Below are 10356 nucleotides of genomic sequence, written 5' to 3' on the forward strand. Positions count from 1 at the left end.
AGGCCGACGATGTTGACCGACAGCAGTGTGAGGGCGAACATCCCGGCCGCCGACCTCGGCCGGGCACGCCGTTTCTACGCCGACAAGCTCGGGCTCGAGCCCAGCGAGGAGAGCGAAGGCTGGCTGGTCTACACGACAGCCGGTGGCACGTCCTTCCACCTCTACGAGACCGAGCAGGCGGGCAAGGCCGGGCACACGATCGCCCAGTTCCACGTGGCCGACGTCCACAAGGAGACCGAGGACCTGCGCGCCAAGGGGGTCAGCTTCGAGCACTACGAGATGCCCGGACTGACCTGGGACGGTGACGTCGCCGGCATGGGCGAGGCCGGTCACGCAGCCTGGTTCAAGGACAGCGAGGACAACATCCTCTGCATCGACGACGCGGTGCCTGCCTGAGGGGGAACAAGGAGGGGCCTGGCTCAGCCGGGTCCCTCGCCCGCACCGACGTGCTGGGCCAGGTACGCCTGGAGGCCCACGCGATCGATCGCGTCGAGCTGGGACTCGAACCAGTCGGCGTGCTTCTCCTCGTCGCGGACCATCTCCTCGAAGACGGCCGCGGTGCCGTGGTCGCCGAGCTGGTGGCACTCCTCGCCGCCCGCGTTGAACTGCGCGACCGCGGCGCGCTCGCTCGCCAGGGCCAGCGAGAGCATCTCTTCGGCGGTCTCGCCGACCTGGATGGCGTTGAGGCGCTGCACGTTGGGGTGGCCGTCGAACATCAGGATCCGGTTGATCAGGTCGTCGGCGTCACGCATCTCGTCGATGGAGAGGTCGTAGAAGACCTTGCCGAGCTTGGGCAGACCCCAGTTGTCGAGCATTCGAGCGTGCAGGAAGTACGTGTTGGTGACCGTGAGCTCGAACGTGAGCGCCTCGTTGAGGAGCTCGACGACGCGTGGATCGACTGGCTGCATGACGTACCTCCGGTAACGGGATCTGTCCCGATACTCGCACGGCACCCCGGGAGTGAGGACAGACTCAGTTTGTGACCGGTTGCGTACGTCAGCTCGCGGCGCCGTCGGCCACGAGGTGCGAGCACTCCTGCTCGAGATGCTGGCTGACCAGCTTCTTCACCGAGAAGATGCACGAGCCGCAGTCCTGAGCGGCTCCCGTGGAGCGGCAGATCGCGCTGACCGTGCGCGCCCCGTCGGCCAGCGCGGCATCGACGTCACGGTCCGTGACGACTCGGCACTGGCAGACGATCATGGGTTTAGGTTAGCCGAACCTAATCGCGATGACGAGCGGGCGTCCAACTTCTTACCTTTCGGTCCTGTCGCCGAGATTCACATTCTCCCGGTATGGTCCAGGTCACACCGTCGCTCCCTGCCCTCGGAGGATCTCTTGCGCATCGCAGTCATCGGCACCGGCTTCGGCGGCCTGGCCGCCACGATCGAGCTCAAGAAGCGCGGCCACGACGACATCGTCGTGTTCGAGAAGGCCGGAGACGTCGGCGGTGTCTGGCGAGAGAACACCTACCCGGGTGCCGCCTGCGACGTACCTTCCAGCCTCTACTCCTACTCCTTCGAGCCCAACCCGCACTGGCCCCACAAGTTCTCCCGCCAGCCCGCGATCCTCGACTACATCCACCGGGTCGTCGACAAGTACGACGTACGCCGCCACATCCGGTTCCACACCGAGGTGACCGCCGCCCACTGGGACGACGAGTCGAAGACCTGGCAGCTCGAGCTCAGCACGGGGGAGACGGAGACGGTCGACCTGTTCGTCCCCGCCGTCGGCCAGCTGTCCCGGCCGTCGATCCCGAGCATCCCCGGCGCCGACACGTTCCGGGGAGATGCCTTCCACTCCGCCGAGTGGAACCACGACCTGAGCCTCCACGACAAGCGGGTCGCGGTGATCGGCACCGGGGCCAGCGCCATCCAGTTCGTGCCCGAGGTGCGCAAGGACGCGGCGCAGGTGCTCCTCTTCCAGCGCTCGGCGCCCTACATCGTCCCCCGAAAGGACTTCGAGCGCACCGACGCCGCGAGCCCGATCCCGCAGCTCCTCAACCGCGCGAAGATCTGGGTCCAGGCCGAGTGGCTCACCACGTCCTTCCACGTCAAGCCGTTCGGTGCGGTCATGCGGGCCTGGTCCAAGCGCCACATGAAGGCGCAGACCGCGGCGAAGCCGGGGCTCTTCGAGAAGGTCTGGCCCGACTACCCGTTCGGCTGCAAGCGCATCCTCTTCGCCGACGACTACCTGCCGGCCCTCGCCCAGCCCGACGTGGACGTGATCACCGACGACATCGTCGAGATCACCCCGACCGGCGTGACGACCGCCGACGGACAGCACCACCAGGTCGACGCGATCATCTGGGGCACCGGGTTCAAGGCCACCGACTTCCTCGCGCCGATGACGATCACCGGCACCCAGGGCCGCGACCTGCACACCCATTGGAAGGACGGCGCCCACGCCTACCACGGCATGACCGTCCCGGGCTTCCCCAACCTGCTGATCATGTACGGCCCCAACACCAACACCGGTGGTGGCTCGATCATCTTCTTCCTGGAGACGCAGGCCCGCTACCTCGGCCGGTACGCCGACCACGTCGCCGACGCCGGCCCGCTCGAGGTGCGGGCGGAGGTCGAGGAGGCCTACGACGCGCGGATCCAGGACAAGCTGGCCGACAGCGTCTGGAGCAAATGCACCTCCTGGTATCGCGAGCGGAACGGCCGCATCACCACCAACTGGCCCAGCATCTCGGCCCATTACCGCCGCAGCGCCAGCTACGACAAGGCCGACTACACGCCGGCCTGAAACGATCTGATAGGCCATTGTGACCAACCTGTGCATTCCCTTATTCGTGTATGAGGCCACATACTCGAAGGGATGACTACCTCAACCCCCCGGCGGCGACACTTCGCCGCGAGTCCTTTCAAGGCAGATCCCGAGCCGGTCATTGAGCAGTTCGAGTCAGGGGACCTGGTTTCCCACGACTCCTTCGGCCTGGGTCGGGTCGTCAACAAAGAAACGGCCGCAGTCACTGTCGACTTCGGTCCCCGACTGGTGCGTATCGCCAGCCCCTTCCCCAAGCTTTCCAAGCTCTGACCACCGTCTGAGCTGCACGAGAATCGCCCTCCCCGAGCACTGCTCGGAGAGGGCGATCTCGTTTGTGAAGGGCCTACCTCCGTTTTGCCGGATAGGCCGCGTCGACCTCCACCTCGACGAGCCATCCGTCGACGGGCAGATTCTCGATCTCGAGCGCGAACCGCGACGGCCGGGCGGGGTTGACGACCATCGGTGCCGCCGGCGCAGCTGTGCCCAGCGGCACCGGGATCGCCTCGCCGGTCGAGACCGACGTGTTCGCGAAGAACTGCCGGTAGGCCCGGTTCCAGCCCGCGAAGTCCATCTTCGCCTCGCCCGCGGGGTTCTGCAGGAAGACGCGCATCGTGATCACGTCGTCGTAGGAGAGGCCGGCCGCCTCGAGGTTCTCCCCGATCCGGCGCAGCACGTTGATCCCCTGGGCCTCGGTGATGGTCACCCCCGGCGGCAGCTCACCACCCGGGAACACCGCGGTGTCGATGTAGGCCGCCTCGCCGCTCGCCCCGGTGTTGAGCCGGGAAGGACCGAGCCCGCTGGTCTTGTAGATCGCGGCCTCCGGCCCGATCGCGACGCCGTTGGCGATCGACGGGTTGTCCTGTCCCACGGGCAGCACGGAGATCGTCTCCCCGCCACGCGGCGGGCGGTGCCCATGAGAAGCGGCCGACCACGTGCTCCCGGCGACCGCCGCCGTCGGAGCGACCAGAGCCGCGGTCAACCCGACCACGGCCAGCACCTTCGTACGCGGCGACATCATGCCGTCACCCGCGCGTGCAGCTTCTCGACGGCTGCCCGGGCGGCAGTGATCGCTCCGTGCTGCCAGGCCACGGAGTGACTGAGGTGGTCACCGGCGAAGTACGTGTTGCCGGTGGCGTCCAGCAGCCGCGTGTAGAGCGGATCGGTGTCTGCCGTCGTCGAGTACGCCCAGGCCCCCTCGGAGAACTTCTGCGACTTCCAGTCCTGGCTGTAGGAGGCGGTGATGCCCTCGCCATAGACGTCCCCGAAGATCTGCTTGCCCATGTCCACCGCCCGCGAGAGCCGCTGGGCGGGGCTGAGCGCACCGTAGGTGTCGGCCGCGCTACCGGTGTTGTAGTAGCCGATCATCGTGCCCTTGTCCCCGTTGAACCCGTACGACGGGTGCCACATGTTGCGCAGGTCGAGGCGGGTGTTGGTGATGCCGCCGTAGATCCGGAAGTCCTCCTCCCACCAGCGCCGGTCGTACTCGATCCCGATCTTGCCGGCGTTCGAGGGCCCGAAGGACTTCAGGCTCGCGGTGATGTCGGCGCCGAGGTTGTGCTGGACCTTGGCCGCGATGTTCGGCGGCATGCAGTTGATCGCGAAGTCAGCCTTGATGGTCTCGGTCCTCCCGCGAGCCTTGTAGGCCACCGAGACGCCGGTCGAGGTGTTGTTCCACTCGACGACCTCGGCCCCGTAGCGGATGTTGCGCGCCCCGACGGCCTGGGCGAAGGCGGTGGGGATCGCGTCCATGCCGCCGACCGGCTGATACATCATCATCGCCTGGTCGTAGCCGAACTCGAAGGAGAAGTACTGACCCAGCCCGGCGGCGAGGACAGCGCTCATCGAGTTCGGGGCGACCTCGGTGCCGGACTCCTGCCCGGCCCCGGGCTCGACCGTGTAGCCCGCGCGGCTGGAACCGGTGTAGGCGTACCCCTCCGCCTTGGAGCCGAGGTCGCCGAAGTTCCTCAGGAAGGCGATCAGCGCCTCCTTGTCGGCGGCGGTCAGCTCCTCGTCCAGGGCACCCTTGTCGGTCGCCTTCGCGAGCAGCTCGGAGACATAGCCGTACGTGTCCGCCTTCGCCTGACGCATCTGCACCGCGCCGATGCCGTGGTCGCCGGGGTAGTAGAGCAGTGCGTTGGCGTTCTGGTTGGTGAACGCCTCGATCGGGACGCCCAGCTCCTTGCAGTAGTCGAGCGTGATGTGGCTCTGCGGCAGCCGCCCGGGCCCCGCGTTCATGTACTGACCCTTGGAGAACCCGGCCACCTGCGTGACCCCGTTCAGATCGGTCACCCGGGTGCCGCCGCGCACGGTGAAGTTGCGACCGCCCGGTCGCTCGCGCCCCTCGAGCACGGTGACCTTGTAGCCGCCCTTGAGCAGCTCGTACGCAGCGGTGAGCCCGGCGATGCCGCCGCCGAGGATGACGACCGACTTGCTGCCGGCCCGGGCGAGATCGGATGGCTTGGGAGGAGTGAAGCTGGGGGTCTCCGCGGCGTGAGCCGAGGTGAGCCCGAGAGCACCCATGCTGTGCAACATGACTCCCGCGCCGCCGGCGAGGCCGACGTTGCGCAGGAAGTTCCGACGTGACTGAGTCTGAGTCATGTGGGGGTATCCAATCTGTTGGGGACGCCCCGAAACGTAGGAAGCCTTTGTTGCACCGCGATTGCGATTGCGTCTCACTGGAATGCGCATTCCCGAACTGGCGAGTAGTCCTAGGATCGACCCGTGACCGTCACCATCCGCGATGCAGCTCCCGCCGACGTACCCGAGATCCTCCGCCTCGTCCACGCCCTCGCCGTCTATGAGAAGGAGCCCGACGCCGTCGAGGCCACGGAGACCGACTTCACCGCGGCGCTCTTCCCGGAGTCCGGCACCCCGACCACCCGCTGCCTCATCGCCGAGCTCGACGGCACGGTCATCGGCATGGCGGTCTGGTACGTCACCTTCTCCACCTGGACCGGCCGCAACGGCATCTGGCTCGAGGACCTCTTCGTCGACCCGGCCCACCGCGGCGCCGGCGCCGGCAAGGCCCTCCTCGTACGCCTCGCCGAGATCTGCGTCGAGAACGACTGGCGTCGCCTCGAGTGGTGGGTGCTGACGTGGAACGAGCCGTCGATCGCCTTCTACCGCTCCCTCGGCTCGGTCCCGCAGAACGAGTGGGAGGTCCACCGCATCGACGGCGCCGCGCTGAAGGAGCTGGGCGCCGCCGGCGGTAGCTGACCTCGGGCCCCCGACCTCAGACCCCGTACGCAGCGGCGAACCGCCGCGCCCACTCTCCGAAACCGCGGGCCGGCCTGCCGAGCACCTCCTCGACGTGCGGGCTGACCGCCTGCTCGTCGGCGGCCGGGTGCCCGAGGATGGCGAGCGTCCCCTCGACGACGGCCGGCGGCATGAACTCCAACATCTGACTCTGGGCCTCCTCCGGGGTCAGCTCGACGAACTCCAGCGGACGCCCGGTCGCCGCGGCGATCTCCTCGACCCGCTCCCGTGGCGTGGTCGCGGTAGGACCGGTGATCTCGTACGTCCGCCCGGAGTGACCGTCCTCGGTCAGGGTCGCCGCGGCGACCTCGGCGATGTCGAGAGGGTCGACCACCGGAAGCGCGACATCTCCGTACGGCGCGTGGACGGCGTTCGTCTCCTTGATCATCGGCACCCAGGCGAGCGCGTTGCTCGCGAAGCCGCCGGGACGCAGGATCGTCCACTCCATCGCCGAGCCCCGAACCGCCTCCTCGAGCTCGGCGAGCGGTGCGTGCGACGGCGTCCCCGGCCGGGTGCCGACGGCCTGCGAGGAGAGCAGGACAACGCGGCGTACGCCTGCCGCCTCGGCATGCTTCATCAGTGCCCGCCCGTCGACATGAGCGCCGGCGCCGCTGACGATCAGGAACAGCGCGTCGGCGCTGGCCAGCGCCGGCGCCAGGGTCGTGACGTCGGAGAGATCGGCCACCGCGGTGGCGACTCCCGGCCGGGTCGGCAGCGGCGCCGACATCCCGCGCGAGACGGCGGTGACGGTGTGCCCGGCGTCGGCCAGCAGCTCGACGAGCGGTTGCCCGACATTCCCCGTCGCTCCGGTGATGACGATCATCGAGGTCTCCATTCATGGGTAGTGATCTGGGTGCGGAACGACGTTAGATCCCTCGATACAGTGGGTTCCCCAAGGTAAGTATTGGAGCGATATGACCTGGCGTCCGAGCACTGACGAGCCGGTGGCGGCCTGTCCGATCACCCCGGCGGTCGAGCTGATCTTCAGCCGATGGACCACCCCGATCCTGTGGACGCTGCACGAGTTCGGCACCCAGCGTTTCGTGGAGCTGGAGCGCCGCCTCGGCACGATCTCCTCGAAGGTGCTGACCCAGCGCCTACGCCAGCTCGAGCGCGACGGCCTCGTCGAGCGCCGCTACCACGCGGAGGTGCCACCCCGGGTGGAGTACGACATCACCGACCTCGGCCGCAGCCTGCAGCCGGTCTTCGCCGCCGTCGGCAACTGGTCGGAGGCGAACATGCCCGCCGTGGAGACGGCGCGGCAGGCCTACACCGGTCCGCTACCCCGCTGAGGCCGGCTCCGGGGCAGCCCCTGGCCCGGGCAGCACATCGATGTCGTCGGCATGCATCGGCTCGCCGCAGTGGGAGCACCGCAGATCGACCCGCCCGATCTCCCCGCACGCGTGATGCCGGTAGAGCACCGGCGGCCCGGCCTCGCCCGCGAGCCACTTGTCACCCCAGCCGACCATCACCATCAGCACGTCGACGAGCTCGCGCCCCTTCTCCGTCAGCACGTACTCATAGCGCGGCCGGTTGTCGTACGCCTGCCTCTCCAGCACCCCGTGCTCGACCAGATGCCCGAGCCGCTCGGTCAGCACCTTCCGTGAGATTCCGAGATCCGCCTGGATCTGGTCGAAGCGGTTCATGCCCACCCAGATGTCGCGCAGCACGAGAGGCGACCACGGCTCACCGATCACATCGAGCGTCCTCGCGATCGAGCAGGCCATGTCACCGAAGTTCGTACGTTGCATGACCCGAATCTACCATTTGGGGTTCCCTGAGGGAACTCTGAGTGTTACGGTCGCCGAGTCTCTTCAAGAAACTCCAACCTCAGGGAGCGATCATGAGCAAGGTCCTCGCAGCACTCTCGGTCTCCGTCGACGGCTTCATCACCGGCCGAGACCCCGGCCCCGGGCGCGGCCTGGGGGACGGTGGCGTCCTCTTCGAGTGGTACTTCGACGGCGACACCCCCAGCCAGGTCTTCGACGGCTTCAAGCTCTCCGAGCCGAGCGCCCGCGTCTTCGACGCCCTGGCCGCACGCGACGGGGTCAGCCTCGCCGGCCGCAACACCTACGACGACTCCGGCTGGGACAAGGGAAGAGCGCCGCATCCCACCGCTCCGCTGGTCGTCCTCTCTCATCGTCCCGCTCCCGCGACCCACGACCGCCAGACCTTCGCCTCCACCATCGAGGACGCGATCGCCCTCGCCAAGGAGCAGACCGGCGGCAAGGACGTCGGACTCATGGGCGGCGGCGTCGTGACCGAAGCGCTGAGGGCCGGCCTCGTCGACGAGATCGTCCTCCACCAGGTCCCGGTGCTCCTCGGCTCCGGTCGCCGCTTCTTCAACGAGCTCCCCGAGCACATCTCGCTCGAGATCGTCGAGGTCGTCCCCGCGCCCGGCGTCACCCACCTCCACTACCGCGTCGTCCGCTGACCGCAGCAAGGAGAAGACCGATGATCAACCCCGACGTACGCCCCTTCCTCGAGGGGACCGCCCTGGCCCATGTCGCCACGATCGGACCCGACGGCGCCCCGCGCACCTCCCCGGTCTGGATCGGAACCCACGGCGACCACGTCGTCTTCCTCACCGGAAACCGCGGCCGCAAGTACCGCAATCTCCACACCGACCCGCGCATCGCGCTCTCCCTGGCGCCGCAGGAGAACGACTTCATGCCGGTCATCCTCCGCGGCCGCGTCGTCGGCTGGGTCGAGGACGAGACCCGCTGGGGAATCATCGACGAGCTCGCCACCCGATACACCGGCGCGCCCTACCCCCGCGATGTCGACGCGTACGGCGACCGTGCCGTCGCCCTGATCGACCTCGACTACCAGCACATCGGCGTCGGCTGACCCGGCTGCCGGATCACTTCTCCCCGAGAACGGTCGCCACCAAACCCTCGACTTCCTCCGTACGCAGCGGCACCGGCGTCATCAGCCGTCTATAGAACACTGCTCCCGCCAGCGCTTCCGCCGCCCGCTCCGGATCCCCGACATCCTGCCCCGCCGCCCGCAGCCGGGTGAGCGCATCGACCAGCCGCGTACGCCGCTGCGCGCTGTAGCGGTGGTGGAGCTCCCGCAGGCCCGGGTCACGCTCGGCCCCGTCGAGCACGGCGGGGAGACAGTCGGACATCAGTGACGACTGCATGGCTGAGGCGAGATGGGCGACGATCGCGACCACATCGCCTCGCGGGTCCTGTCCGCCGGCCTCCGGGCGCGGCTGCACGTTGAGCGTCTCCATGGCCGCGGCGACCAGGCTGAGCCGGTCGTGTCCCAGTCGATAGATCGTGCTCCGGGCGACGCCGGCACGTGTTGCCACCCCGTCGATGCTGAATCCGCCGTATCCCCGCTCGGCGAGCTCCGCGAGCGCCGCTTCGAGCACTCTTTCCCGGCTGCGCACCACTCGGGGATCCGTACGCCCTTGACGAGAAGCCATGCGAGGAGCCTACTATGCAACAGTAGTGTTGCAGAGAGGAGAGACAGATGATTCCAGGATTCCGCTACATCGTCGACGACATCACTGCCGCCGTCGCCTTCTATCGCGAGCTCGGGTTCGAGGACGTCGGTCCGAGAGCCGGTGGCTTCGCGATGCTCGAGGGTCACGGGCTGCGACTGATGCTGAACACCCCTGGTGCCGGCGGCGCAGGGCAGGCCGCCGACGACGGCAAGGTTCCGAGCCCCGGTGGCTGGAGCCGTATCCAGCTCGAGGTGGCCGATGTCGACCAGGAGCTCCGGCGTCTGAGTGAAGCCGGCGCTCGGGTACGCACCAGCCGCATCGATGGCCGGGGCGGTGCCCAGGCCGTGATCGAGGACCCGGCCGGCAACCCGGTCGAGCTCTTCGCCCCCGCCTGACCGGCGGGTCACGAGGCCCCTGGTGCCGGGTGGAGCAAACGGCCCATGGGCCTTGTCTCGGGGGTCTAGAGTGGAGCGCAGAACATCGCACGAAAAAAGTTGCCCTGGCGATTTGAAACGGCGTCAGGGTGTGTGTAGTGTTCTCCGAGTCGCCAGGGTGCGGCGGGAAGCAAGCGCGAGTCTTCGGGCGGGCTTCCGGCCCCGGAGCGGCCACCTCCACTCTTTCGAGCATCGCTCGATCCAGGGTGTTCTGGCAGCGGGTCTCAGGATCTGCCGAAGAACTCAAGATCTGATTCACGTCAGATCGTCATGGCTGTGTAGGTGTGGATATTGCTTTTATCCGAATGCGGTGTGAATACGCCGAATTGGACAACAAAGCGAGATCCGATAAAGTCCTCCAGGACGAGGCAGAAACACAGCTGCTAAACCAGGGAAAGCGCGGAACGCGCCGAATTGGGAAAGCGAAAGTGAGTCTGCTAAAGT

The 10356-nt window shown here is 67.7% G+C and carries 15 protein-coding genes; 8 read left to right on the forward strand and 7 right to left on the reverse strand.

What is annotated here, in order from left to right; genetic code table 11:
* Nucleotides 1-9: 9 nt before the first annotated feature.
* Nucleotides 10-396: a VOC family protein gene (locus OH802_RS04865; RefSeq protein WP_406025636.1), complete on the forward strand. Its 387-nt coding sequence runs from the start codon at nt 10-12 to the stop codon at nt 394-396.
* A gap of 23 nt (nt 397-419) precedes the next feature.
* Here OH802_RS04865 and bfr read toward each other — a convergent pair whose 3' ends face one another.
* Both bfr and OH802_RS04875 read right to left on the reverse strand, forming a co-directional pair.
* Nucleotides 420-908 (reverse strand): bacterioferritin, encoded by a 489-nt coding sequence (gene bfr / locus OH802_RS04870; protein WP_141801930.1) that lies wholly within the window; start codon nt 906-908, stop codon nt 420-422.
* 88 nt (nt 909-996) lie between these two features.
* Nucleotides 997-1200, reverse strand: a complete 204-nt coding sequence (locus OH802_RS04875; protein ID WP_160026189.1) for a (2Fe-2S)-binding protein — start codon at nt 1198-1200, stop codon at nt 997-999.
* A gap of 135 nt (nt 1201-1335) precedes the next feature.
* Between OH802_RS04875 and OH802_RS04880 the strand changes: the two genes are divergently transcribed.
* Nucleotides 1336-2748: a flavin-containing monooxygenase gene (locus tag OH802_RS04880; protein ID WP_406025639.1), complete on the forward strand. Its 1413-nt coding sequence runs from the start codon at nt 1336-1338 to the stop codon at nt 2746-2748.
* Between the two features lie 72 nt (nt 2749-2820).
* On the forward strand, nt 2821-3039 hold the full coding sequence (locus tag OH802_RS04885) for a hypothetical protein (protein ID WP_141790972.1): 219 nt from the start codon (nt 2821-2823) through the stop codon (nt 3037-3039).
* A 73-nt stretch (nt 3040-3112) separates the two neighbouring features.
* Here the strand turns inward: OH802_RS04885 and OH802_RS04890 are convergent, their stop codons facing one another.
* Both OH802_RS04890 and OH802_RS04895 read right to left on the reverse strand, forming a co-directional pair.
* Complete coding sequence (locus OH802_RS04890) at nt 3113-3784, reverse strand: Rid family hydrolase (RefSeq protein WP_406025642.1); 672 nt, start codon at nt 3782-3784, stop codon at nt 3113-3115.
* Nucleotides 3784-5367 carry a flavin monoamine oxidase family protein gene (locus tag OH802_RS04895; RefSeq protein WP_406025644.1) on the reverse strand — a complete coding sequence of 528 codons (1584 nt, stop codon included), beginning with the start codon at nt 5365-5367 and terminating at the stop codon, nt 3784-3786. Before OH802_RS04895 ends, OH802_RS04890 begins: the two co-directional genes overlap by 1 nt.
* Before the next feature lie 123 nt (nt 5368-5490).
* Here OH802_RS04895 and OH802_RS04900 point away from each other — a divergent pair, with 123 nt between their 5' ends.
* Nucleotides 5491-5985, forward strand: coding sequence for a GNAT family N-acetyltransferase (locus OH802_RS04900; RefSeq protein WP_406025646.1), 495 nt, complete (start codon nt 5491-5493; stop codon nt 5983-5985).
* Nucleotides 5986-6001: 16 nt separating this feature from the next.
* Here the strand turns inward: OH802_RS04900 and OH802_RS04905 are convergent, their stop codons facing one another.
* The gene (locus OH802_RS04905; protein ID WP_406025648.1) at nt 6002-6847 is read right to left on the reverse strand and encodes an NAD(P)H-binding protein; all 846 of its coding nucleotides are present in this window, start codon (nt 6845-6847) and stop codon (nt 6002-6004) included.
* A 91-nt stretch (nt 6848-6938) separates the two neighbouring features.
* Here OH802_RS04905 and OH802_RS04910 point away from each other — a divergent pair, with 91 nt between their 5' ends.
* Nucleotides 6939-7316 (forward strand): helix-turn-helix domain-containing protein, encoded by a 378-nt coding sequence (locus tag OH802_RS04910; protein WP_350717688.1) that lies wholly within the window; start codon nt 6939-6941, stop codon nt 7314-7316.
* Here OH802_RS04910 and OH802_RS04915 read toward each other — a convergent pair.
* A complete protein-coding gene (locus tag OH802_RS04915; RefSeq protein ID WP_406025651.1) occupies nt 7305-7775 on the reverse strand; it encodes a winged helix-turn-helix transcriptional regulator in 471 nt (156 codons plus the stop codon). The genes OH802_RS04910 and OH802_RS04915 overlap by 12 nt on opposite strands.
* Before the next feature lie 92 nt (nt 7776-7867).
* Between OH802_RS04915 and OH802_RS04920 the strand changes: the two genes are divergently transcribed.
* Both OH802_RS04920 and OH802_RS04925 read left to right on the forward strand, forming a co-directional pair.
* Complete coding sequence (locus OH802_RS04920) at nt 7868-8458, forward strand: dihydrofolate reductase family protein (RefSeq protein WP_406025653.1); 591 nt, start codon at nt 7868-7870, stop codon at nt 8456-8458.
* A gap of 20 nt (nt 8459-8478) precedes the next feature.
* The gene (locus OH802_RS04925) at nt 8479-8874 is read left to right on the forward strand and encodes a TIGR03618 family F420-dependent PPOX class oxidoreductase (RefSeq protein WP_406025655.1); all 396 of its coding nucleotides are present in this window, start codon (nt 8479-8481) and stop codon (nt 8872-8874) included.
* A gap of 13 nt (nt 8875-8887) precedes the next feature.
* Here the strand turns inward: OH802_RS04925 and OH802_RS04930 are convergent, their stop codons facing one another.
* On the reverse strand, nt 8888-9457 hold the full coding sequence (locus OH802_RS04930) for a TetR-like C-terminal domain-containing protein (protein ID WP_406025657.1): 570 nt from the start codon (nt 9455-9457) through the stop codon (nt 8888-8890).
* 47 nt (nt 9458-9504) lie between these two features.
* On the opposite strand from OH802_RS04930, the gene OH802_RS04935 reads away from it, so the two are divergent.
* The gene (locus OH802_RS04935; RefSeq protein ID WP_355020452.1) at nt 9505-9873 is read left to right on the forward strand and encodes a VOC family protein; all 369 of its coding nucleotides are present in this window, start codon (nt 9505-9507) and stop codon (nt 9871-9873) included.
* The last annotated feature ends 483 nt before the right edge of the window (nt 9874-10356 follow it).

This window comes from Nocardioides sp. NBC_00850 (assembly GCF_045207335.1).
GTDB lineage: Bacteria > Actinomycetota > Actinomycetes > Propionibacteriales > Nocardioidaceae > Nocardioides.

Coding starts and splice junctions, on each gene's coding strand:
- OH802_RS04865 (WP_406025636.1), top strand. CDS start 10: ATGTTGACCGACAGCAGTGTGAGGGCGAACATCCCGGCCGCCGACCTC.
- bfr (WP_141801930.1), bottom strand. CDS start 908: ATGCAGCCAGTCGATCCACGCGTCGTCGAGCTCCTCAACGAGGCGCTC.
- OH802_RS04875 (WP_160026189.1), bottom strand. CDS start 1,200: ATGATCGTCTGCCAGTGCCGAGTCGTCACGGACCGTGACGTCGATGCC.
- OH802_RS04885 (WP_141790972.1), top strand. CDS start 2,821: ATGACTACCTCAACCCCCCGGCGGCGACACTTCGCCGCGAGTCCTTTC.
- OH802_RS04890 (WP_406025642.1), bottom strand. CDS start 3,784: ATGTCGCCGCGTACGAAGGTGCTGGCCGTGGTCGGGTTGACCGCGGCT.
- OH802_RS04895 (WP_406025644.1), bottom strand. CDS start 5,367: ATGACTCAGACTCAGTCACGTCGGAACTTCCTGCGCAACGTCGGCCTC.
- OH802_RS04905 (WP_406025648.1), bottom strand. CDS start 6,847: ATGATCGTCATCACCGGAGCGACGGGGAATGTCGGGCAACCGCTCGTC.
- OH802_RS04910 (WP_350717688.1), top strand. CDS start 6,939: ATGACCTGGCGTCCGAGCACTGACGAGCCGGTGGCGGCCTGTCCGATC.
- OH802_RS04915 (WP_406025651.1), bottom strand. CDS start 7,775: ATGCAACGTACGAACTTCGGTGACATGGCCTGCTCGATCGCGAGGACG.
- OH802_RS04920 (WP_406025653.1), top strand. CDS start 7,868: ATGAGCAAGGTCCTCGCAGCACTCTCGGTCTCCGTCGACGGCTTCATC.
- OH802_RS04925 (WP_406025655.1), top strand. CDS start 8,479: ATGATCAACCCCGACGTACGCCCCTTCCTCGAGGGGACCGCCCTGGCC.
- OH802_RS04930 (WP_406025657.1), bottom strand. CDS start 9,457: ATGGCTTCTCGTCAAGGGCGTACGGATCCCCGAGTGGTGCGCAGCCGG.
- OH802_RS04935 (WP_355020452.1), top strand. CDS start 9,505: ATGATTCCAGGATTCCGCTACATCGTCGACGACATCACTGCCGCCGTC.